Annotated in this window: 32 protein-coding genes; 23 read left to right on the top strand and 9 right to left on the bottom strand. The window is 61.7% G+C overall.

Going from position 1 to position 19,512, the window contains the following annotated elements; genetic code table 11:
- Positions 1-329: 329 nt before the first annotated feature.
- Positions 330-695, top strand: a complete 366-nt coding sequence (locus AC1Q61_RS23220; protein WP_475845812.1) for a DUF4229 domain-containing protein — start codon at positions 330-332, stop codon at positions 693-695.
- A 448-nt stretch (positions 696-1,143) separates the two neighbouring features.
- Here the strand turns inward: AC1Q61_RS23220 and AC1Q61_RS23215 are convergent, their stop codons facing one another.
- The 5 genes from AC1Q61_RS23215 to AC1Q61_RS23195 are packed head-to-tail and all read right to left on the bottom strand — an operon-like array spanning position 1,144 to position 4,679.
- Positions 1,144-1,482: an alkylmercury lyase gene (locus tag AC1Q61_RS23215; RefSeq protein ID WP_475845811.1), complete on the bottom strand. Its 339-nt coding sequence runs from the start codon at positions 1,480-1,482 to the stop codon at positions 1,144-1,146.
- Between the two features lie 9 nt (positions 1,483-1,491).
- Positions 1,492-1,839 carry a DUF3703 domain-containing protein gene (locus AC1Q61_RS23210; protein ID WP_475845809.1) on the bottom strand — a complete coding sequence of 116 codons (348 nt, stop codon included), beginning with the start codon at positions 1,837-1,839 and terminating at the stop codon, positions 1,492-1,494.
- The gene (lspA, locus tag AC1Q61_RS23205) at positions 1,839-2,351 is read right to left on the bottom strand and encodes a signal peptidase II (protein ID WP_475845807.1); all 513 of its coding nucleotides are present in this window, start codon (positions 2,349-2,351) and stop codon (positions 1,839-1,841) included. The genes AC1Q61_RS23210 and lspA overlap by 1 nt, the downstream gene beginning before the upstream one ends.
- Positions 2,348-4,306, bottom strand: coding sequence for a heavy metal translocating P-type ATPase (locus tag AC1Q61_RS23200; protein WP_475845805.1), 1,959 nt, complete (start codon positions 4,304-4,306; stop codon positions 2,348-2,350). The genes lspA and AC1Q61_RS23200 overlap by 4 nt, the downstream gene beginning before the upstream one ends.
- Complete coding sequence (locus AC1Q61_RS23195) at positions 4,299-4,679, bottom strand: ArsR/SmtB family transcription factor (RefSeq protein WP_475845803.1); 381 nt, start codon at positions 4,677-4,679, stop codon at positions 4,299-4,301. The genes AC1Q61_RS23200 and AC1Q61_RS23195 overlap by 8 nt, the downstream gene beginning before the upstream one ends.
- A 427-nt stretch (positions 4,680-5,106) precedes the next feature.
- Between AC1Q61_RS23195 and AC1Q61_RS23190 the strand changes: the two genes are divergently transcribed.
- The 13 genes from AC1Q61_RS23190 to AC1Q61_RS23130 all read left to right on the top strand — a co-directional run bounded on the left by AC1Q61_RS23190 (position 5,107) and on the right by AC1Q61_RS23130 (position 10,734).
- The gene (locus tag AC1Q61_RS23190) at positions 5,107-5,247 is read left to right on the top strand and encodes a hypothetical protein (RefSeq protein WP_475845801.1); all 141 of its coding nucleotides are present in this window, start codon (positions 5,107-5,109) and stop codon (positions 5,245-5,247) included.
- A 38-nt stretch (positions 5,248-5,285) separates the two neighbouring features.
- Complete coding sequence (locus tag AC1Q61_RS23185) at positions 5,286-5,429, top strand: hypothetical protein (protein ID WP_020971538.1); 144 nt, start codon at positions 5,286-5,288, stop codon at positions 5,427-5,429.
- 32 nt (positions 5,430-5,461) lie between these two features.
- Complete coding sequence (locus AC1Q61_RS23180) at positions 5,462-5,671, top strand: hypothetical protein (RefSeq protein WP_475845800.1); 210 nt, start codon at positions 5,462-5,464, stop codon at positions 5,669-5,671.
- Positions 5,672-5,744: 73 nt separating this feature from the next.
- Positions 5,745-5,999 carry a hypothetical protein gene (locus tag AC1Q61_RS23175; RefSeq protein WP_475845798.1) on the top strand — a complete coding sequence of 85 codons (255 nt, stop codon included), beginning with the start codon at positions 5,745-5,747 and terminating at the stop codon, positions 5,997-5,999.
- Positions 6,000-6,085: 86 nt separating this feature from the next.
- Positions 6,086-7,645 carry a ParB/RepB/Spo0J family partition protein gene (locus AC1Q61_RS23170; protein WP_475845796.1) on the top strand — a complete coding sequence of 520 codons (1,560 nt, stop codon included), beginning with the start codon at positions 6,086-6,088 and terminating at the stop codon, positions 7,643-7,645.
- Between the two features lie 569 nt (positions 7,646-8,214).
- Positions 8,215-8,445: a glutaredoxin-like protein NrdH gene (gene nrdH, locus AC1Q61_RS23165; protein ID WP_475845795.1), complete on the top strand. Its 231-nt coding sequence runs from the start codon at positions 8,215-8,217 to the stop codon at positions 8,443-8,445.
- Between the two features lie 33 nt (positions 8,446-8,478).
- Positions 8,479-8,799, top strand: coding sequence for a hypothetical protein (locus AC1Q61_RS23160; RefSeq protein ID WP_030537340.1), 321 nt, complete (start codon positions 8,479-8,481; stop codon positions 8,797-8,799).
- Positions 8,800-8,805: 6 nt separating this feature from the next.
- Positions 8,806-9,381: a DnaB-like helicase N-terminal domain-containing protein gene (locus AC1Q61_RS23155; RefSeq protein WP_172932388.1), complete on the top strand. Its 576-nt coding sequence runs from the start codon at positions 8,806-8,808 to the stop codon at positions 9,379-9,381.
- Entirely contained in the window at positions 9,378-9,623 is a 246-nt protein-coding gene (locus AC1Q61_RS23150; RefSeq protein ID WP_172932389.1) for a hypothetical protein, read from the top strand. Before AC1Q61_RS23155 ends, AC1Q61_RS23150 begins: the two co-directional genes overlap by 4 nt.
- Positions 9,623-9,790: a hypothetical protein gene (locus tag AC1Q61_RS23145; RefSeq protein ID WP_166502855.1), complete on the top strand. Its 168-nt coding sequence runs from the start codon at positions 9,623-9,625 to the stop codon at positions 9,788-9,790. The genes AC1Q61_RS23150 and AC1Q61_RS23145 overlap by 1 nt, the downstream gene beginning before the upstream one ends.
- Positions 9,791-9,859: 69 nt before the next feature.
- The gene (locus tag AC1Q61_RS23140; protein WP_172932390.1) at positions 9,860-10,078 is read left to right on the top strand and encodes a hypothetical protein; all 219 of its coding nucleotides are present in this window, start codon (positions 9,860-9,862) and stop codon (positions 10,076-10,078) included.
- Between the two features lie 69 nt (positions 10,079-10,147).
- Positions 10,148-10,495, top strand: coding sequence for a hypothetical protein (locus tag AC1Q61_RS23135; protein WP_030537346.1), 348 nt, complete (start codon positions 10,148-10,150; stop codon positions 10,493-10,495).
- Positions 10,492-10,734, top strand: a complete 243-nt coding sequence (locus AC1Q61_RS23130) for a hypothetical protein (RefSeq protein WP_030537347.1) — start codon at positions 10,492-10,494, stop codon at positions 10,732-10,734. Before AC1Q61_RS23135 ends, AC1Q61_RS23130 begins: the two co-directional genes overlap by 4 nt.
- Before the next feature lie 130 nt (positions 10,735-10,864).
- On the opposite strand, the gene AC1Q61_RS23125 is transcribed toward AC1Q61_RS23130, so the two are convergent.
- Both AC1Q61_RS23125 and AC1Q61_RS23120 read right to left on the bottom strand, forming a co-directional pair.
- Positions 10,865-11,440, bottom strand: coding sequence for a hypothetical protein (locus AC1Q61_RS23125; protein WP_172932391.1), 576 nt, complete (start codon positions 11,438-11,440; stop codon positions 10,865-10,867).
- A 127-nt stretch (positions 11,441-11,567) separates the two neighbouring features.
- Positions 11,568-12,740: a hypothetical protein gene (locus AC1Q61_RS23120; protein WP_475845792.1), complete on the bottom strand. Its 1,173-nt coding sequence runs from the start codon at positions 12,738-12,740 to the stop codon at positions 11,568-11,570.
- A gap of 866 nt (positions 12,741-13,606) precedes the next feature.
- On the opposite strand from AC1Q61_RS23120, the gene AC1Q61_RS23115 reads away from it, so the two are divergent.
- Genes AC1Q61_RS23115 through AC1Q61_RS23105 form a run of 3 tightly spaced genes read left to right on the top strand, consistent with a single transcriptional unit; the run spans position 13,607 to position 15,293 of the window.
- A complete protein-coding gene (locus AC1Q61_RS23115) occupies positions 13,607-13,828 on the top strand; it encodes a hypothetical protein (RefSeq protein WP_475845779.1) in 222 nt (73 codons plus the stop codon).
- Positions 13,825-14,733 carry a Fic/DOC family protein gene (locus AC1Q61_RS23110; protein WP_475845775.1) on the top strand — a complete coding sequence of 303 codons (909 nt, stop codon included), beginning with the start codon at positions 13,825-13,827 and terminating at the stop codon, positions 14,731-14,733. Before AC1Q61_RS23115 ends, AC1Q61_RS23110 begins: the two co-directional genes overlap by 4 nt.
- Positions 14,730-15,293 carry a recombinase family protein gene (locus tag AC1Q61_RS23105; protein WP_475845773.1) on the top strand — a complete coding sequence of 188 codons (564 nt, stop codon included), beginning with the start codon at positions 14,730-14,732 and terminating at the stop codon, positions 15,291-15,293. Before AC1Q61_RS23110 ends, AC1Q61_RS23105 begins: the two co-directional genes overlap by 4 nt.
- On the opposite strand, the gene AC1Q61_RS23100 is transcribed toward AC1Q61_RS23105, so the two are convergent.
- Positions 15,262-15,531, bottom strand: coding sequence for an HAD-IA family hydrolase (locus AC1Q61_RS23100; RefSeq protein ID WP_475845857.1), 270 nt, complete (start codon positions 15,529-15,531; stop codon positions 15,262-15,264). The two genes, AC1Q61_RS23105 and AC1Q61_RS23100, sit on opposite strands and share 32 nt — an antisense overlap.
- A 147-nt stretch (positions 15,532-15,678) precedes the next feature.
- Here AC1Q61_RS23100 and AC1Q61_RS23095 point away from each other — a divergent pair, with 147 nt between their 5' ends.
- Together AC1Q61_RS23095 and AC1Q61_RS23090 are read left to right on the top strand one after the other, a co-directional pair.
- Positions 15,679-16,164: a Het-E N-terminal domain-containing protein gene (locus AC1Q61_RS23095; RefSeq protein ID WP_475845771.1), complete on the top strand. Its 486-nt coding sequence runs from the start codon at positions 15,679-15,681 to the stop codon at positions 16,162-16,164.
- Between the two features lie 182 nt (positions 16,165-16,346).
- On the top strand, positions 16,347-16,829 hold the full coding sequence (locus AC1Q61_RS23090; RefSeq protein WP_475845770.1) for a hypothetical protein: 483 nt from the start codon (positions 16,347-16,349) through the stop codon (positions 16,827-16,829).
- Between the two features lie 176 nt (positions 16,830-17,005).
- Here AC1Q61_RS23090 and AC1Q61_RS23085 read toward each other — a convergent pair whose 3' ends face one another.
- Entirely contained in the window at positions 17,006-17,629 is a 624-nt protein-coding gene (locus tag AC1Q61_RS23085) for a hypothetical protein (protein ID WP_492651359.1), read from the bottom strand.
- A 216-nt stretch (positions 17,630-17,845) separates the two neighbouring features.
- On the opposite strand from AC1Q61_RS23085, the gene AC1Q61_RS23080 reads away from it, so the two are divergent.
- The 4 genes from AC1Q61_RS23080 to AC1Q61_RS23065 form a co-directional block, all read left to right on the top strand.
- The gene (locus AC1Q61_RS23080) at positions 17,846-18,088 is read left to right on the top strand and encodes a hypothetical protein (protein WP_492651360.1); all 243 of its coding nucleotides are present in this window, start codon (positions 17,846-17,848) and stop codon (positions 18,086-18,088) included.
- Positions 18,089-18,367: 279 nt separating this feature from the next.
- Positions 18,368-18,619, top strand: a complete 252-nt coding sequence (locus AC1Q61_RS23075; protein ID WP_492651361.1) for an antitoxin VbhA family protein — start codon at positions 18,368-18,370, stop codon at positions 18,617-18,619.
- A complete protein-coding gene (locus tag AC1Q61_RS23070; RefSeq protein ID WP_099699056.1) occupies positions 18,616-18,816 on the top strand; it encodes a hypothetical protein in 201 nt (66 codons plus the stop codon). Before AC1Q61_RS23075 ends, AC1Q61_RS23070 begins: the two co-directional genes overlap by 4 nt.
- Before the next feature lie 170 nt (positions 18,817-18,986).
- A partial coding sequence (locus AC1Q61_RS23065; protein WP_492654905.1) for a Fic/DOC family protein occupies positions 18,987-19,512 on the top strand: 526 nt, incomplete at its 3' end.

Raw genomic sequence — 19,512 nt, 5'->3', positions numbered from 1 at the left:
GGACAGGAAACGCCCGCTGCCGCGGACGACGACGAAACCCCCGAGTCGGAAGCTAATTCTTCCCCTTTTGATGCGGCCGGGGGCACTTGCGGCCGGGTCGAGGTGTGGGCTTCGGTTGACGTGGATCGAGGCCAGATCGCCACGACAAGGAGGGCGATCACGACCAGGAAGAACAGGAGCCATCGAGACCGTGCCTGCATGCACTTCCTCCAAGCGTGGTGCGGTGAACCGGGAACATCACTGAACTACTATTGTGCATAGTAGTTATGTGGTTCGTCCGTCGCCCCCCGCCAAACAGAGGCGGGATCCGAACCCGAGAATCGAGCATCGTGAAACGCCAGTCCGCTCCGAAGGGCCGTCCCAACCCACCAGTCAGCCCAAGAATTGCGGTACTGGATGGACACAAAGCGCCGCAGACGCGCCTGGCGCGAATCAACCGTGTGGCACGTTCAAAGCTCGTGCGCCTGATGATGTACTACACCGCGGCCCGGCTCGCCTTGATTGCCGGTCTCACAGTGATCATCATGGGAATCAACGCCATATTCGATCTCGAAATCCCCGGCGTCTTGGCACTGTTCGGGGCCGTGCTGCTCGGATTCGCCATCTCCGCGATCATATTCCGGTCGTTGCGGCGCCGGATCAATGAAGAAGTGATGGTCGTAGATGAGAAACGTCGCGCAACACGTACTCAGTGAGGAGTTCCCTCCGGCTTGACTCGCCTAGAAGCCGGCAAAGTCACACGCCTGAAACCCGCTGCGACGAGGGATAATTTCGGCGGCACCCGCAACTCCCTGGTCGTTCTACCAACTCGTCCTGGCGCTTTCGCGCGCCTTGTCCTTGTCCTGGTCGTGGTGATCCAGGCGCTTGTCGAGCTTGCAAACGAAGAACGAACATGCACCGATAAGCACTCGATGTAGACCACAGCAGTTCAGGGTGCAAGTGTCCGCGTGAACTGTGATTGCGATCGGTGCCTGATACCGGATCGTCGGCGAGGTGCCGCGCTCCGCGAAGCCACCCTGGGGGATGGCCTACTTCACCGCAGTTTCCGCGGGTCCGATTGGTTCAGCTCGATCTTGTGAGGACTCCATCGCTGCCGCTGGAGACGAACCTGTTGAGACGCAGCTGTGGGTGTGATCGATGCTTTCACCCATCGCCCTCTACATCAGCGGTGTGTGAAGCCGTACCGAAAGCACTCCTCAGTGCAGCAACGGTAGGAGCGCCACCGGGCGCGCCCGTGGCATCTCGGTAGAGCCTGCAGGACACGTTGGGGAACTGATCCGGCTCGGCAAAAGGATCGCGGCCGTCGACGAGCAACGTCGGAGACCCGGTCATGCCCGCACGTTCTGCGGATCGAGGATCGTCGACGATTACGTGGCACAGTTCCCATTCGATCGACTCATCTGCGAGAACGTGCTCGATCCGTTGTTCGAGGAGTTGAACGTTCGGACAGTCCGGGACCTGCAGAATTTCAAGATGCATCATGGTGTTCCTTCAGGTGCTGCGAGAGATGGTCTCGGCGAGATCGTCAGGTATCGGCATCTGTGTCATGAGGCCGACACGAGTACGTCCGGTGTTGCCCTCCGGATAGCGTCCCAGGGCGGACCCCGGTGCGGCGACCATGATGCGAAGAATCTGTCCGAGTGCTTCGCGGCGATCACGCTGACGAAGGGCGAGGCGGAGCATGGCGAGGTGGTTGTGGGTGTGTGGCCATGGATAGGGCTGGGAGATGACATGTGCGCGTTCGAGGTGATGCCAACGCATGGTGTCGTCGCCGGTGCGGCGAGCTGCGGCCATCTCCGCGGTGTAGGTACTGCGCAACTGTGCGGGCATTCGGTTCATCAGATGTGTTCCCTGCCGGTGGATTCGAGGAGCAGCCCGCCGATGACGAGGACAACGCCGCCGGTGATGTAGGTGTCAGCGAGGTTGAACGTGGGCCACCATCCGGTATGGAAGTAGTCGGTGACTTTGCCGTCGAGAAAGCGGTCGACGACGTTGGCGGCGGCACCGGCCGTGATCGCGGCCAGCCCGATGGTCTGGAGCACGGGACGCTCAGGTGCTGTGCGCCAGGCGAACACACCGATCGCGGCGGTGAGGGCAGCGGTGCCGGCGAGAACGACGACTGCGGGGAGCTGGTCACCGAGGCTGAACGCGACACCACTGTTGTAGGCCAATCGCAGTTGCAGGACCCCGAAATCGACTACCTGCCCACCGGACAGCGCGCCACGTGCCACCGGGTCGAGGAGCAGCGCGACCGCCGCCAAGGCACCCACGAGTATGACGAGAACACCCCGGCCGCGACGCATTCCGGCCACGGACACCGACGATGACCCGGAGCTGTCGGCAGATGTCATCGCCGTACTCCCGCGGCCGGCTCGGACGCCCTGGTCGACTGCGATACAGCAGCCAGACTTCGGGTACGCCCGGCGCGCACCCCGTTGGCAATGACGACGATCTCGGCGACCTCGTGGACGAGCACGACCGCAGCCAAGCCGAGCACACCGAACAGAGCCAGAGGCATCAGAACGGTGATAATCGCCAAAGACAGGCCGACGTTCTGCAACATGATCGACCGCGATCGTCGCGCATGATGCAGAGCCTGAGGAAGATGCCGCAGGTCCTCGCCCATCAAAGCGACATCGGCGGTCTCGATGGCGACGTCGGTTCCCATCGCACCCATCGCGATACCCAGATCGGCGGTGGCCAGGGCGGGGGCATCGTTGACACCGTCCCCGACCATCGCCGTCGGTCGGCTCGCACGCAAGGTCTCCACAATGCGCGCCTTGTCCTCCGGGCGCAGATCGGCGTGCACGTCGTCGATGCCGACATCGGTGGCCAGAGCACGGGCAGTGCGCTCGTTGTCGCCGGTGAGCATCGCGACGGTGTAGCCGCCGCGGCGTAGTTCGGTGACAACTTCACGTGCTTCCGGCCGGAGTTCGTCGCGGACGGCGACCGCCCCGATCACGGTTCCGGCGCGTTCGATCAGGACCGCAGTGGCGCCGGCGTGCTGCATTCGTTCGATATCCCCGGTCAGTGGCCCCGGGTCGATCCAGCCTGGCCGACCGAGCCGGACGGGGATGCCGTCGATGTAGCCGGTCAGGCCTGCACCGATGACTGCGTCCGCGTCATCAGCGGGTGTGTAGTCCTCGACGGCGGCGAGAATCGCGCGAGCGAGCGGGTGCTCGCTGCGTGCCTCCAACGCTGCGGCCACCGCGAGAACGTCACCGCGGTTGGCGCCGTTCGCGGTCGCGACGTCGATCACGGCAGGTTGGTTGCGGGTGAGGGTGCCGGTCTTGTCCAATGCGATGGTGCGGATCCGGCCGAGCGCTTCGAGTGCTGCGCCGCCCTTGACCAGGACACCGAGCTTGGATGCCGCGCCGATTGCGGCGACGACCGTGACGGGTATCGCGATGGCCAGCGCGCACGGGGACGCGGCGACCAGTACCACCAGGGCTCGTTCGATCCACACCAGCGGATCACCGAGCACGCTGCCGACCGCGGCGATAGCCGCGGCGACGATCATCACGCCCGGAACCAGAGGTTTGGCGATCTTGTCGGCGAGGCGTTGCGCCTCGCCCTTGCGGGACTGCTCAGCTTCGACGATCCGTACGATCTTCGCCAGCGAATTGTCCTGCGCCTCTGCGGTGACCTCGACTTCGAGGACGCCGGTGCCGTTGATCGACCCGGCGAATACCTCGTCACCGGGACCGGCTTCGACGGGCACCGATTCTCCGGTGATCGCGGAGGTGTCCAGGGCGGTGCGCCCGGCGCGAATGACACAGTCGGTGGCGATCCGCTCCCCGGGCTTGACGATCATGACCTCACCGAGCTCGAGGTCCGAGGGTGGGACGGTTTCCTCCCGGCCGCCGCGGAGCACTGTCGCTGTGTCCGGGACCAGGGACAAGAGGGCGCGCAGGCCCCGGCGGGTGCGGGTGACCGCGTACTCCTCAAGTCCCTCGCTGATCGCAAACAAGAATGCGAGCATGGCTGCTTCGCCGACCTCGCCGAGCAGTACCGCGCCGACGGCCGCGATCGTCATCAGGGTGCCGACCCCGATTTTGCCCTTGGCCAGGCGTGTGAGGGTGGACGGTACGAAGGTGTAGCCAGCAATGATCAGCGCGGCCGCTTCGAGGCCGATCCCGAGCGCATCAGGTCCGCCGGTCAGCCTGACTGTCAGAGCCGCGATCAGCAGCACGCCCGCAGTTGCAGCCGCCCGGATCTCGGTAACCTGCCACCACTTTTCGGGCCCGTGTTCTTCCTCGCCCTCGGCACGGGGTTCGTCGTGGCCGCAGCCGCACGCGTCACTCACGGCTATCTCCGATGTCGGTGCCGTAATTCGGGCACAGGGCAACCGCGTTCCCTGTCGCGGCAAGCAGCGTCTCCGCCGAGGCGAGTAGGTCCATCAACTCCGGCCGGGCCAGCGAGTAGAACACCTGCCGACCTTCTGGTCTGCCGTCGACCAAACCGCAATCACGTAGGCATGCGACATGTGCGGACACCGTCGACTGGGCGAGGCCGAGTTCGCCAATCAAATCCGCAACCCGCGCTTCTCCTTCGGCGAGACGGCGCACGATCGACAATCGGGTGCCGTCCGAGAGACTGTGGAACAAGGCCACTGCCGCATCCAAGCTCGACCCGCTGCCGGTTGCGGCGAGGCACCCCGACTCGTTATTGATCGTCATATAACGATGATAGCGGTAGTTGGCGATTTAAAAAAGGTGCGGATATACGGGACTTGAGACGGTGTGGTGAGTCGTCGGTACCTTGTATCGCCAAAGCTGCCCGGCGCGACTCTCGGGCCTGCGTAGCCTTCGGCTCCGCCTGATGGGAACGGCCTACGGCCGCACTGTTGACAAACCCTATTGAGATTCTCCTTCTGGCCTTCCGATTTTGACCGGCGGTGACCTGCGCGCAACCGCTGACTCCGCTTCGCTCCGGCCTTCGGCTCGAAAGACTTTTTCAACCCGCACTCGCAGGCTCGCAGGAAAACTCTTCCGCTCACCAGTTGCACTCCGGCCCCCTCATGCCGGTCCAACTCTCCTATGCCAGAAGGCGAAAAAAATTGGCGGGGCACGGGATTGGTCCCCAGCCACGAACGGAAGGTCACCGATGAGCGACGGCTACGACTACACCGAGGGCGGCGACTACAGCGCGGCAACCAGCCACTACGCCGGACTCAGTTGCGGGTGCGGTGACTACTCCTGCCCTCGCATGCACGACGACGCCGCACAGTGCGTCAACGCCGAGTAACGACAACCACCCACCAATCTCGAGCAAAGGAAAAAACGATGAGCAACGAGACGAACTGCGACTGCGGCCAAACCTCCTGCCCTGCAATGACAGACGACACGCAGATGTGCATCTACCCGGACCCCGGCGACTACGCCTGCACTGCGCAACGATCCGGCGACGAGGACTGCATCTGCGGTTGAGCGACCCACCACCCACCACAAAGGAGCCCCACATGAGCACCGAAACCGACACCCTCGCACCCGCGCTCGTCGCTGTTGTCGAGGCGACCGCAGCGCTCGATGCAGCGATGCTCGACCGCAGCCGCGAAGGGTTCATCGACGTCACCGCCCTGGTCGATGCCTTCGCAGCCGCCCGCGCCGCAGCCCGCGACGCCGGACACACCGAGGAGGACATCGACGCCGCCGCCACCCCCACCAACTAACCACCCACCCATCCGTCACACGCAAGGACGCGCAGCATGACCGACCACAACCGCCCGACCGAAGGAGAAAACGATGTACGGCTACGACCTGCACAACATCTGCGAGAAAGCAGATGCCTGGGCGAAGTTGTTCGAGACAGCCGAGTATCGGGGCAGCGTCGTCGAGCACAACTGCTGTTCGGAAATCGACGCGTTCGTGGAGCTGCTCATCGCGCTCGACTACCACGGCCACGCCTCCGACCTGATGGACGCACACATCGAAGCCGATAGCTGCCGAGACCGTCACCCCACGGCCGATCAAGTGATCTTGGAACCGGCCACCGCTTGAGATCGAAAAACCTACGGAAACAACACAACACCGGGCAGCTGTTACCTGCCCGGTGTCGTGTCCCGAAGTCTACGAGAGGCAACACCGTGACCGCAACACACACCGAACCCGCCGCAGCACTCGAGGTCGCGCAGCTGCACCCCGACGCCCTCGACATCGGCGAGAACGTCCGCGACAGCGTCGATCTGGCGCAGACCCCCGACTTTGTCGAATCTATCCGCGAAAACGGAGTGCTCGAAGCGATCAGCGCCGTACGAACCGCAGACGGAACGATCGTCGTCCGCGACGGCCAGCGCCGCACCCTCGCAGCCCGCGAAACCGGCCTGACCAGCATCCCCGTCGTGATCTGCCCCGACGCCGCAGGCAGTGACAAGGCCCGCACCATCGACCGGATCGGCAAGCAGATCACCGCCAACCGGCACCGCGAAGGGCTGACCGCAGCGCAGCACACCCGAGGAGTTGCGCAGATGCTCGAATTCGGCGCATCCATCACGAAGGTGTCCAAGACCCTCGCGATGAACAAAAAGGACGTGAAAGCCCAAGCAGCGGTAGGAAAAGCCGAGGCAGCCCGCACCGCCCTCGACGCCGGACAGCTCGACCTTGCACATGCGGCAGTCGTGGCCGAGTTCGAGGAAGCCGGAGACACCGAAGCCGTCGAAAAGCTCCTGACCACGAGGTACTACGACTTCGACCACGTAGCGGAGCGACTACGCGGGTTGCGCGAAGAACGGGAGGCATACGCCCTCGCCGCAGCCCCGTTCGAGGAGAAGGGATTTACGATCCTTCCGCACGATCACATCAGTTTCGGGGAGGAGGTGCCGTCCCCGTCCGACCTGGTCACCACAGACGGCGACGAGGTCACCCCGGACATGATCGACGCAGCCCCGCAGTTCTGGGCAGTGTTCCTGGGATTGAACGACGCGTTTTTCGACAAAGCCACCGGCGAGCGCGTCGACTACGACGATGTCGATTGGGACACCGAGGACGACGATTCCGGCGTACCCGACGAAGGGCTACGGCACGCCGACACCGTCGACTACCGGCCCGAATACCTACCGGAATACTGGTGCATCGACCAGGAAGGCGCAGGACTCGAACCGCGCCCGATCATCGACGCCGTTCCCGCCGCCGCCAGCGGAAACGACCCCGCCGAGGCAGCTCGGGCAGTGCGCGAGCAGGAAGCGAAGGACAAGCAGGAACGGCGACGAGTCCGCGAGTTGAACAAGCAGGCCGAGGCCGCGACCACCGTCCGCCGCGAGTTTCTGCGCACAACCTTGCTCGCCCGCAAGACCCCGCCGAAGACGGCAGCGACCTACGTCGCGACCACCCTCGCCCGCGATCCCGGACTGATCTCGGAATACAAGGCAGCGGAATCACTCGGTGAGCTGCTCGGATTCAAGGGCTACTACCCCGGCCGAGAGTTGGCCGAGCACGTGGCGAAGGTGTCCGAAGCTCGCGCCCAGGTTCTCACCCTTGCGCTGGTGCTCGCCGCGCAAGAGTCCCGCATGGTCAAAGACGCATGGCGCGCCAAGCCCAAGAACGCCGACCAGTACCTCAGTTTCCTGATGGAACAGGGCTACACCCTCGCAGCCGTCGAGGAAATCATCACCGGACAGCTCACATTCGACGAGGTCGCGATCGACTGACCCGATGTTGCGGCGATCCCCAGCCCGAAAGGGTTGGGGATCGTCCGCCCTTCCGCCCCGCACCTTCCGCCCCCGGCCGGCGGTCAGAGCCACCGGCGGACCGGAAGGGCGGAAGGCGGACACCACCACAGACACGCAAGAAATCACCCGGCCGCCGGCCACGAACCACGATAAAGGCGCAAGGAAAAGGAATCGACCCGCCCCGGTGTGAACATTCTTCTATCCCGACACTCGCACATCAAGGCCGCTCCGAAAATAATATTCGTACGCGCCACTCGCACGCTCGAACAAAGGCGCTACGATATTTTTTCCTCCACTCACCTTGACCCACTCCCGCCGAGACCAGAATATCGGCACATGCCGGGGGAGGGGGGAAGGTGCAGGTGGAACGCATGAAAGTAGCTGCGTATGTCACGGTTCAGCATTAGAGAAAGAATGCGGAAAATGATTGAAGATGTCATTAACTAAAGCGGAAACTAATCGAAGAAATACCCGCGAAAGTATTGGTTTATATTGCATTGTTCGATAGAATGAAATCAATAAAGAATCACCGACGAGGGGGAATGAAAATGGCGATCACCGTATATGCCAAGCCCGCATGTGTGCAATGCAATGCCACGTACCGCGCACTCGACAAAGCGGGAATCGAATACGACGTCATCGACATCACCGAAAACGCACAGGCCCGCGATTACGTCATGAGCCTCGGATACCTGCAAGCCCCCGTCGTCGTCGCAGGAGAAAACCACTGGAGCGGATTCCGCCCCGACGAAATCAAGAAGCTCACCCCGGCCGCCTAACCACGCACTTTCGCCAGCGAAACGAGGACCACGATGACCGCAGCAGCATTCACCTTCACCCCCGACGCAGACTTCGTCGACCGCGCACTCGACGCCGAGCTCCGCCGCGACAGCGAATCCGTCGACCGCAAACTCCGCACCATGCTCGCCGCCCTAGACGACTCCCTCGCCGGAATCAGTGACGCACGCGAAGAACTGCACACCCTCTACACCGCCCCCGACACGGAAATCGCCGAAGGCGTTGCCGCCCATGACCAGGACATCGCCACTCACCTCGCCGATGCAGCCCGCAACCTCCGCGCGGCCGCCGAGATCCTGCGCAGCCACCGGCAACTCACCTCACCGCGACCCTGACCTCCCATGCCCACCGGCGACAGCAAGGACCCCGACGTGACACTCTCACTGGCCACCGTCCCCGACTTCGACGACCTCACCGACAACGAAGCCGAGATCGACGAATACAGCACCGCCCTCGACGTCGAAGCTCAACTCCTGTGCTCGCTGCTCTGGGCGCCGGCCGAAAGTGCGAAACGTGCCGTCACAGCCTTGACCAGCGCAGACTTCTACCGGCCCGTGAACGCGGCACTGTTCACCGCCATCGAGGAGCTAGTCACCGCCGGCAAACCTCACAACAGTGCCCACGTCTTCACCACCTTGCAGCAAGAAGGACGCACCAGCGGACACCTCGGGAAACAACTCACCAAAGCACTCACCGACATCACCACCATCGGCGTCCCCTCCGCCGAACTCGAGCACAACATCGCCGCCGTTCTCACCCAGGCCTACCGGCGCGGATTCCGCGAAGCAGCACGATCCCTCGCCCAAGCCGCCGAAGAACTCCCCGAAGACCAACTGTTCGAGCACCTGCTCAGCATCGGCCGCGAACGCCGAGCCGCCTCCCAACGCCTCGCCGTCATCCGCGAAGGCAGGCCATGACCGACACCCAGTCGCAGTCGAAACACTGTGCCAGGTCAACACATTTCATCGCCAACATCGCCCTCGGGATCCTCTACCTGGCGCTCGCAGTATTCGTCCTGACCGTCGCCGTCACCGGCACCACCGACGGCCCCGTCCTCGCGGTACTCGCCGGAACAGGGTTGGCCGCGTTGGCATTTCACTACTTCATCGCGGCTCGCACACTCCGCCACACACCCTCAGTGAAAGGTGAACACCAGTGATGAACGACGACGAACACGACGCCTGGCAACTGCACGACCACGGAGCCAGCTGGGAAGACATCGGCATCGAAATGGGATGCAGCCCCACCGCCGCGCAAACCCTCGCCGCCGCCTACGAGAAACGCACCGACAGCGCTGCAGCCCTCACCCAAAACGCCCTGTTCTGACCGGTCGAGACTGCAATCCCTGTCGGACCTACACGGCACACTCACCGGAAAACGCAGGAGGGAACGCTCATGAACAAGGAGATCACCAACATCCTTGCCCCAGTCGCAGGAGTAGGTGCCGTGGCAGCAGGTGCCGGATTCGTTCTCGGAACACTGATCGGCTGGCTGTTGGTTCCCGACGCAATGAGACCGTGGCAATTCGGCATGATCTTCGCGTTGGTTTCTTTGTTGCTGGTTCTCCTGTGCGCCGCCCCTTACGTATGGCGCCGGTACAGCGGGCAAAGCTAGCAGCGCACTCTTCGGCGCTCGACCACTACGAACCACACCCGAATCACCCACGAGAAGGAGGACAACCGCATGGCTATCGCCGCGATCATCGCCGTAGCAGCACTCTTGATCTGGGGATTCGGATCAATCATCGCCCGACTTGCAGGAGCGATCGCAGTCTTCGAAGGTCTGCTCCGCATCGGCTTCACCGGAAGCACACCCACCGCCTACGCCATCCTCACCGCCGGCCTCGCAATCTGGATGACCGGACACTGGATCTGGGCGTTCAAACACAAAGCCTGGCGCACCCGACTGGCGCTGACCGCCTACAGCCTCCCCGGAATCCACCACCTCGCGCCGATCCCCACCAACCGCACCACCAAACAGGCGCAGCGCACCGCTGTATGGCCGAACAATCACACGGAGATGAACCGATGAGCGAGCAGACCCAAACAACACTCAAAGGCGCCATCAATCAGATCGCTCCTGTCATCGACCTCGGCGAACTACTCGGCCGCCAACGCACGTTGAACACGCCGACGAACGTCGCGGACGCGCAGACATCCTTCACCGCCCACCTCGTCGAAGATGTGATGGGCGGCGCACTCACCGGCGAGGAAAATCGGATCCTCCTTACCGGGATCGAATCGACCCACAGCAAAAGCCCCCGGCCGTGAACATTCTCGAATTCGAGATGAACGAACTCTCGATTTCCTCACGTACAAAAGAGATCTCGCTCCGAAATGTAATTTCATTCCGGAGCGAGATCTAGGCCGATCTGCCAGTGCAACGGCGCGGAGGTTGTCCTCAGCGGGTAGGGGTTGGTGTCACTGTGGTCGTAGGTGGAATCGAGGATGGAACATCGTGGCCACCGTCGGGTTCAGAGTTCACTGGGGGGAGATCCTCGCCGGCGTCCGGAACCTTCCCCTCTGCAATGGCGTCACGCATGTGAGCGACTCCCGCAGGTTCTTCCTGCGGAGCACCGCGCGATCTGCTGTTGTTTTCGAGAACTGACACCTCGTCATCGGTGATCAGTTGGTGCCCCGAATGCGGCACGACGGTGTACCACCCCTCCGACGGTAGATAGCCGGTCGCGAACAGGTAAGACTGACCGACTGTCACCATCTCGTCGTCGTCCAAAAGGACCATCGTTCCGTCCGGTTGCAAACCGCCCTGCTGGTTCACCGTGATGTCTCCACTGACATCGCCCTTCAACACTCCGCCGTCAGCGATGCGAACAAGGAACTGGGTTTCGGGAAACTTGCTCAACGCTTTGGTTCCCGTTTGCTCGATCACCGTACCGACGAATATGGCGTCGGACGCCCCTGCCAACAGCGCCGGATCGGTGATGTCGAATGACCAGCTGGCATCTGAAGACGACATCTCTGGAGCAGCTGAAGGAAAGGAAGTTGGAGTGGCTCCAGGGTCTGACGAACACGCGGATATGGTCAAGGCCGCGAGAGCCATGGCCGAGAATAGGAGACGCTTTCTGTTTCTAATTGGCTTCATCTCAATACCCCCACCGTGAATGGTACGCTTCGCTGTCCATGTTTTGCGGTAAAAATACTGAACTATTGCTGCGCGGGTCCATCAATTGAGACTGGCAATTATGTTCGAAACCCAACGCGTGCCCCATCTCATGGGCCATCACATTTCGCGCATTCGCCGCAGAAACAATTGTCCCTGTGTTCATCTGTAGTGTATCGACGCCGAGGGGATCCCAGTGGTGCAGCCCAGCCCATTTCAGATCCGGGCGATTGGTATCGGATATTTCCAAAGAGATATAGGACGGATTCAGCGGATCGTTCGGCTTAATTTTGATCGGACCTTGGTTTGCCCACGCTGCTATGGCTTGATCAATCTGGGTGGTATAGCTACTTGTCGATACGAAATTGATCGAGCCGGCCACGACGGAATCCTTTCCTGCGGGCATAGTCGGAGTCCGTCGACCTGAGGTCAAGTACTTTCCGTTCGAAAAGTTTTGTCCAGAAGCGCCATAGAGTTCCCACGCATTGTCCGAGTCCGACTGGTTCTGGCACAGATACTCGTCGCTGGTCGGGAACCCGTAGTTCCCGGTCTCCCACCCTTGTGCTCCCCACTGGTTCCGGATGTCTCCCCATGTCGCGTAGGCCGATGTGGCACCAAACTTGTAGGTGATTCCGCCGCCTTGGAAGTTGTTGTATCGGCCCCCGACCGCAGGGAGCTCGCGCGTGACCGGATAACCCAAGCGACCACGTTCGTCGTTTCGCTTCTCTGAGAGCGTCGGGCCGTTCTCATATTCTTTATAGTTTCTCGGGGGAAGTGTCAGGTACTTGTTCAGAATGAGACCGCCGACCTGACGCCCCTTGTTCATATCAACATTCGGGCTCCACAGAATCCGGTTTCCGTAACCGAATTCCTGCCAGCGCCCCTCACCGTTGACTCCCGCAAGAAGTTCATCGCTCGTCGGTTCACCGATGCTGGACTGATTCTGTGCGTTGAGGAAATCAAGAAATTCCCGTTCGATGGAACCAAACACCCAGTGGCCATTTCGGAACTGATCGGCGTTTGCAACGCCGGGAGTTGAAGCGATGAGGCCGGCCAGCCCAGACGCGATGACTACCGTACGGGCCAGATTTCTCACCTTTCGGAAATCTCGTCCAGTTTTTCTTCGACGCCGTGAGAACCTTGAAATTTCGCGCACGTGCCCTCCTGTCGAAATCATGAATCGATCAGAACGAGTCGACGCTAACCGACCGAAGGCGACTTCAAACCAAACGGATGGTCACATTTTGACGACAAATCAGACTGGTCCGTATCTACCGGGAGGGAGAACGTACGCTGTGCACATGAATCCATCCGGGGGTGTAGGACGAGGTTTCTTCAATGCCTCCTCCTTCGTGCTGGCTATCGGCATACTTGGATTGATCGTCAGTTTCGGTGCGACCTCACGGTGGGGGTTCCCAGCCTCTGCGTCAGAGCTCTGCCGAGCAAGTTTGTATGCAAGCGGCACACTTGAAGAAGCGGGGTGGGCATGGATCCCATTTCCCGTAGCCTCTTGCAAGACAGTGGATTTCGATACATCCGCGAATTTCTTCGCACTCGGATGGGGTAACTCGATCACAGCAGCGGTATCGCTTGCAGTCATTGTTGCGGCCATGAAGGTCAAGCTGAGCCGCGGGCCTGAATCGAAACGACCTCAGTAAGGGGTTCACCCCATCTGTCAGGAGCGGCACCGCTGGCGACGTAGCTCTTAGTGGTTTCCGGGTGCTTTCCAGCGCAACGCCGATCACCAACTTCGATCCGAGGCATGACCGGAAACGAACGTATTCGGTCCACGAATCGACCCGAATCGGTGCTATCGAGCGATCACGCGAAATCGTCGACCGAAACTCATGACCGAAACTAGATCGACCGAAACGGTGGAGTAGACCGTTTTCGGTCGGTTCGATAGCATCACTCTCAACGCAGAACGACGAATGTGCCGCCAGTGACCTCCGACAGTGGGTCGGCGGCGTCGAAACCGCAGAAACGCGTACAGCCGCAGAACGAGAACCGGGGGACTAGACCATGACGAATCCAGACGAGATTGCGCGTAAACCCACCCGTGTCCTGACCGCAGGTGAGATCGAACGGGAAATAGCAGGCATCCGCGCCGGCCTCGAAATGGGTGGAGTCCCCTTCACCGCGGAAGCGGAAGCAGCAGCCAGAGCTGTCCTCAACGGCGAGATCACCGGAGACGAAGCGATCGCCCGCGGACTCGCCGAACTGAACGCCCGCACCGCTCAGTGAGCAACGACTACCACTATCCGGGCACCACGGTCCTACGAAACCGACTCGGATACAACGACCCTCACACGCTCGCACAGGCCGAAGCTCTCATCGCCGCAACACGAATGGCGGAGTTGGCAGCGAACCCGATCGACGGACACTTCGACTTCGCGCACCTGCAAGCAATCCACCGACACCTACTCGGTGACCTCTACGACTGGGCCGGTGAAATCCGCACCATCGACACCGCGCCAGGCGATCTCGGCATCCTCCACGACCCACCCGCCGCCATCCCAGGCGAACTCGACCGAGTGTTCACCGACATCAACAGCGGCGTCTACGTCAACCACCACAGCCACGAAGCGTTCGTCCAGGATCTCGCCGGACACTGGGGAGACCTGACCAGCGTCCACCCCTTCGTCGACGGAAACTCCCGCACCCAAAGGGTTTTCTTCGACCAACTCGCCCGCGACGTCGGATGGGCCATCGAATGGCGCGAACTCAGCGTCGACGCCGTCCAAGCTGCCCGCAACTTCGCGTACATCGATGGCGGAACCATCCTCGCCGACGTCCTAAGGCCCGCGATCAAACCCGTCACCGAAGTGCCCACGGACTCCATCGCCACATCACCCCGCGGTGCCACCATGACCTTCCCCGCACACTGGCAGTCCATGATCGAGCACTACGACACCATGCCCGAACAGACCTATACCTGGGCGAGCCAGATCAAACACGAAGCACCACAACATGAACCAGAGTCGACCGAGATCCGGCCAACACTTGAGCCCGTCGCTCCGGAGCGGGAACTAGCCGACCTCGACACCACCAAGTTCCACACCCACTGGAGCCCCGAGGTCGACCACCAACTTATGAACAGCCGCACCATCCCACAACACAGCAGCAGACCAGAAGGACCGAGACTGTGAGCATCATCGGATACGCCCGAGTCTCCACCCTCGAACAAAACCCCGAACTGCAGCAGCACGCCCTCCGACAAGCCGGCGCAATCCGCATCTTCACCGACTACGAATCCGGCTCCAAAACGCAGCGCCCCCAGCTCACCGAGTGCCTGAACTACCTACGCGAGAACGACGGCGATGTCCTCGTCGTCTGGAAACTCGACCGCCTCGGGCGATCCGTCCGCCACGTCATCGACACCGTCCACAACCTCGGCGAACGAGGCATCGCATTCCGTTCCCTCACAGAAGGATTCGACACCACCACCGCAGGCGGTGAATTCCTCTTCCACATCATGGCAGCCCTCGCCCAAATGGAACGCCGCATGATCGTCGAACGCACCCACGCCGGCCTCGAAGCCGCCCGCCGACAAGGCCGACACGGCGGACGGCCCACCGTCATGACACCCGAGCGCACCGAACTCGCCCGCACCCTCCGCGAACAAGGGAAGAGCCTCGACGCCATCGCCAAGGCTCTCGGAGTCGGCCGATCCTCCGTCAGCCGTGCACTCCTGACGGCTGCTCAATAGCTCGATCGGTGTCGACAATCAAGTAAGTGAGCAGGGTATCGAGCTGGGCGATGGTGGAGCGGGTGTCGTGATGCAGAACTGTCGTCATTCTGACAGCGGCCGCGCCGTCGACGGCGATCTGTGCGTCGTCGACGAATGCGGTCCGTGTGGGGTCCACGTCGAGCCGGCGACATGCCAGCATGTATATCTCGGGATCGGGCTTGGCTATGCCAACCTCGTGTGAGTAAACGACCTGAATTCCCGGCGGTCATTCAGCACTTCATGGCGCTCGAAGCAGCCGCCACGCCGAGCTGGCGTCCTTCCTGGGCAAGTGGTGTCGGTGCCGACCGCTAGATTTGGGGCGGCCCGGCATGACCGTGCAGGACCACATCGCAGGAGGTGTTCGATGGAGCCCGTAACCCTGATTGTCGCGGCGATCGCACTCGGCGCGTCGGATGGCGCGCGCGAGACCACAAAACAGGCAATCGGCGACGCCTACACGGCCGTGAAGGGCTGGATCACGAACCGGTACAGCTCCGTGACGGCGGAGATCGAGGGGCTGGAGCGGGAGCCGGAGGAAGAACTCCGCCGCGCACTTCTCGCGAAGAAACTCGATCAGGCGGGTGCCGGAGACGACGTCGAGCTGCTTGGTCTCGCGCAAGCTCTCCTGGTAGCTGTCGAGGATCAGGCTCCCGAGTTGCCGGCCACCGTCGGCGTAGTGATCCGCCGCGCATCGGTTGGAGGCGACATCGAGGTCGAAGACGTGGCTGTCGACGGCGGGAGTGGAGTTGTCGCCGAGGACATCGCAGCTGCAGGCGATCTGCGGATCGGCCGAGTCGCAGCGCGTTCCCATCGGGAGCCGCCAAACCCTACCCAGGCGCGGGAACAGTAGACGGATCGTCCGTTTCCGCGCACAGCTTCACTTCGACCCAGCGCAACGTCATCGCTGGCCGGGACAACAACACATACTATTCGGTCGGCGGGACCGAAACGGGAAACAGCGGTGGCCGTATCCGCGCAGTAACAGCGTCCATCAAGCCGCTGCCAATCGGTCAGGGGCTATGGACCGTCACCGTGAACAACGCAAGCTCGGGTCCGATCACGGACCTCGAAGTCGATGTATATGCCGTTGATGGGGACGGCAACCGACTCGAGGATGCGTGTCGCCCGGCGAAGGAGAAGATCTCAATACAGGGGATCTTCCGGGAGCTCTTGTCGGGCGGGATGAGCGGAACACTCGATGCCATTGGCTCCCAAGCTAACTCGATGTACCCGCGGGGGATGTTCGGTGTGCCGGCCAACCTCGGTTCCTACGGAGGGATGTTGTCGGGTCAAATGATGAATGTTCCAGGCCTCTCCGCGCTTCTGCAAAACTTCCAACAGCAAATGGTCGACAAATACCCGCAAGTGATCTCACGAGACCAGTCAGTCGAGGTCGCCTACAGCGCCTCCGGAGCGGCCGAGGTGCGGGTCGATCTCCAGTTTGCCGACGACATGGGCAACCTATGGCGTCGACGGCACGGCCAGCAACCTGAACCGGTGATGGAGGGTGAGTAGCCCGAACCTCAGTCAGGCGGTGGGTTGAACGCAGCCGGTGAATGTGTCGGCTACGCCTTATCGATAACGAAACTTGCGCCGATAACATAGATTATGTCATCCTGTCGATGAAAAGCGCTGCACCGCAATGAAATACATTCATATTGAATGTGTATGCGTCAGTATCGGCGGTGTCGCTACCAGAGTGAGAGCGGACGTCCTGCGGCCTCGGCCGCAGCGATGCGCTCGTCGATGCAATCGACTCCTACGTTCTGCTCGATCCCGGTACGTATCGCGGCGGCGATGGCGCGAGTGCGACCTGCGGGTCCTCGAACGTCAGCGAGTGGACTGGTGATGTTGCGTCGCCGGAGCTCGTATTCGCTGCGGTTGCTGCGATTGGTTCCCAACTGCATGTGTGCCGGGTTGGTGCAGCCGGCGAAGTCGCATTGATGGCACAGCACCGCGTCGTCGGTGCCCGACCAGCCCAACCTCGCGATGACACCGTATTCGAGCTGGTACGCGAACAAATGCGCCGGTACAGTCCCGCGGCGGGACGGCCCGGGCAGGCTCGCCGCACGGAAAGAACCATGCCCGGTCGAGGACACACCGCCGATCCAGGGCCAGCACTGATTCCGGCGGCGGTAACGCTTGGACTCGAACCGGGAAACGACGGCAGGATCGTCGAGCCAAGAACGCCACAGACGCTCCGGAATGCGTACCGGCTGGGGTTGCCCGATCAACGTCATCTGGAACGCCGGCAGCGCGGGAGCACTGTCGGGCATGCCGGGCAGCGGCAATGGAGCATCGCCCACGAACGTCATCGCCTGCTCCTGACACTCGATCCGGACTGTTACCCGAGCTGACTGTAAGAAGATGCACCGACAGAACCTTGTCCCAGAGTGGTATCCGGGGCGAGCGCCGGTAACACCTCAGCGAGGAACAACGGCATCCATCAGACCACCCAACTGCGCTCACAGCGGTGAAGGCCAAAGTCCGTTGACCGGTTGCCATGAGGTCGCTCTGCCAGAATCGGGCAGATGACCGACAAAAACGGCAAAAGTGAAGGCATGGCCGCAGTGGGTTCGCGAGTGCGAATCACGGTGCCGGGTGCCGATGGCACAGTGACATGCACAGGTGTGGTGATCGAGGACTACGAGGATATGGTCATCGACTCCGGATCGGTGGGACGGGACTGGGCTCCGGTGCATCGATGGGCGATTGCACTCGACGACGGGCGACTGATCTTCGCCAACGACGAAGATCTTGCCGCTGCAGACTAGAAGCCCCTCCGTGTCGCGTACTCGTTCATCGAGAGCGGACTCGACACTGGACTCCCGAATCGGGTAACAGCGCCAGAGCGCAGATGTGGGCATCCCATCTGCGCCGTGAATCATGCGGCAAGGTTCGGGCTTAGTTCGCGGAGAACGTCGACTTCCGTGCTCCGTTTTGGCACTGTTCCGGTGGTCGTCCATCCTCGAAAACCGGCAATGATCAGGTAGAATGGATAGGGATGTGCACGTCCCGTGCCAACAAACTTTCGAGACGCTGAAGGAGCGCTGGTGACCGACTCTCACCTCACCACACGTCCCTCATCGCTCATTCCGCAATCGCGCCTGACAGAAGCTGAAATCGATCGTGCACTTGCCGCAGCGACCGCCGGTCACCGTATGGCCGGTATGGAACCCACCGCCGCTGACCTCGAAATCGGCCGTAGGCAATTACGCGGAGAAATCACCGGAGACGAAGCCGTGAGCCTTGCCATCGCTGCAGCGCTCACAGCACGAAACCAACGCAAGGAGCAATGCTCATGACCACAGCACGCAAAGTCGTCGACGAGCACGCGGGCGCTCGCAGCATTGAAGAATCTGTGCAGTTCGCCACCGCCGGCGTTCGACTGGCCGGCGGTACCGTCACCGAAGAAAACGAAGCCGCGACCCGCCGAGTGCTCACAGGCGAGAAAACAGCAGAACAAGAGCTGTCCGCGCTGCGTCGCACACTGGGGTACTGACGACCCTTGCCGCCGAAAACTTCACAGTTCCGTTCCTGGGATGACTACTACATCCCAGGAACAACTGTTCTACGCAACAAGCTGACCAGCACAGCTGAACCGTACGGAACAACGGATCCTGACAAGCTCCGCAGCTCCGCAGCTACGAAGAAGCTGCCACCCACATACGCATGGGTGAACTGGCCCGTACGCCGGTCTCCGGAAAGTTCGACTACAACCACCTCAAAGCCATCCACCGGGCCCTGTTCCAAGACGTCTACGACTGGGCCGGAGAAGAACGTACCGGCCCACTCAACCAGATGAGTAAAAGCGGACCCGACGTCGTCAATTATCCCCCCGGTGATCCCCACGCCCCCACGGTCAACTACGGCTACTACCCAGCCCCCGCCATCGCCGACGCCGCCAACCTCCAATTCCGCCGACTCGCGAAACAAGACCTCCTCCGCGGCCGAGGCCGCGAAGAATTCCTCACCGGTCTCGCTGAACACTGGGGCGAAATCAACACCATCCACAGCTTCCGAGAAGGAAACACCCGAACACAATTCGTGTTCTTCTCCGAACTCTCCCGCCATGCCGGATACGAACTCGACATCGCACAATTCGCCGAAAATGCGCCGCTATGTCAATGGCCACGAAGTTCTCCCCGTAGGCGGCCAGTAGTTCTCCCCGCTGGTGGCCACGGGTTCTCCCCGGTGG

The organism is Rhodococcus sp. MPR-R1B (assembly GCF_058793255.1).
The sequence above is the reverse complement of the archived record's forward strand: the minus strand, read 5'-3'. Positions and strand labels throughout refer to the sequence as shown.

Bases quoted from the DNA above. Each gene is read 5' to 3' on its own strand.
- AC1Q61_RS23215 (WP_475845811.1), bottom strand. From the start codon at position 1,482: ATGATGCATCTTGAAATTCTGCAGGTCCCGGACTGTCCGAACGTTCAA.
- AC1Q61_RS23210 (WP_475845809.1), bottom strand. From the start codon at position 1,839: ATGAACCGAATGCCCGCACAGTTGCGCAGTACCTACACCGCGGAGATG.
- lspA (WP_475845807.1), bottom strand. From the start codon at position 2,351: ATGACATCTGCCGACAGCTCCGGGTCATCGTCGGTGTCCGTGGCCGGA.
- AC1Q61_RS23195 (WP_475845803.1), bottom strand. From the start codon at position 4,679: ATGACGATCAATAACGAGTCGGGGTGCCTCGCCGCAACCGGCAGCGGG.
- AC1Q61_RS23190 (WP_475845801.1), top strand. From the start codon at position 5,107: ATGAGCGACGGCTACGACTACACCGAGGGCGGCGACTACAGCGCGGCA.
- AC1Q61_RS23185 (WP_020971538.1), top strand. From the start codon at position 5,286: ATGAGCAACGAGACGAACTGCGACTGCGGCCAAACCTCCTGCCCTGCA.
- AC1Q61_RS23180 (WP_475845800.1), top strand. From the start codon at position 5,462: ATGAGCACCGAAACCGACACCCTCGCACCCGCGCTCGTCGCTGTTGTC.
- AC1Q61_RS23175 (WP_475845798.1), top strand. From the start codon at position 5,745: ATGTACGGCTACGACCTGCACAACATCTGCGAGAAAGCAGATGCCTGG.
- nrdH (WP_475845795.1), top strand. From the start codon at position 8,215: ATGGCGATCACCGTATATGCCAAGCCCGCATGTGTGCAATGCAATGCC.
- AC1Q61_RS23160 (WP_030537340.1), top strand. From the start codon at position 8,479: ATGACCGCAGCAGCATTCACCTTCACCCCCGACGCAGACTTCGTCGAC.
- AC1Q61_RS23155 (WP_172932388.1), top strand. From the start codon at position 8,806: ATGCCCACCGGCGACAGCAAGGACCCCGACGTGACACTCTCACTGGCC.
- AC1Q61_RS23150 (WP_172932389.1), top strand. From the start codon at position 9,378: ATGACCGACACCCAGTCGCAGTCGAAACACTGTGCCAGGTCAACACAT.
- AC1Q61_RS23145 (WP_166502855.1), top strand. From the start codon at position 9,623: ATGAACGACGACGAACACGACGCCTGGCAACTGCACGACCACGGAGCC.
- AC1Q61_RS23140 (WP_172932390.1), top strand. From the start codon at position 9,860: ATGAACAAGGAGATCACCAACATCCTTGCCCCAGTCGCAGGAGTAGGT.
- AC1Q61_RS23135 (WP_030537346.1), top strand. From the start codon at position 10,148: ATGGCTATCGCCGCGATCATCGCCGTAGCAGCACTCTTGATCTGGGGA.
- AC1Q61_RS23130 (WP_030537347.1), top strand. From the start codon at position 10,492: ATGAGCGAGCAGACCCAAACAACACTCAAAGGCGCCATCAATCAGATC.
- AC1Q61_RS23125 (WP_172932391.1), bottom strand. From the start codon at position 11,440: ATGTCGTCTTCAGATGCCAGCTGGTCATTCGACATCACCGATCCGGCG.
- AC1Q61_RS23115 (WP_475845779.1), top strand. From the start codon at position 13,607: ATGACGAATCCAGACGAGATTGCGCGTAAACCCACCCGTGTCCTGACC.
- AC1Q61_RS23095 (WP_475845771.1), top strand. From the start codon at position 15,679: ATGGAGCCCGTAACCCTGATTGTCGCGGCGATCGCACTCGGCGCGTCG.
- AC1Q61_RS23085 (WP_492651359.1), bottom strand. From the start codon at position 17,629: ATGACGTTCGTGGGCGATGCTCCATTGCCGCTGCCCGGCATGCCCGAC.
- AC1Q61_RS23080 (WP_492651360.1), top strand. From the start codon at position 17,846: ATGACCGACAAAAACGGCAAAAGTGAAGGCATGGCCGCAGTGGGTTCG.
- AC1Q61_RS23070 (WP_099699056.1), top strand. From the start codon at position 18,616: ATGACCACAGCACGCAAAGTCGTCGACGAGCACGCGGGCGCTCGCAGC.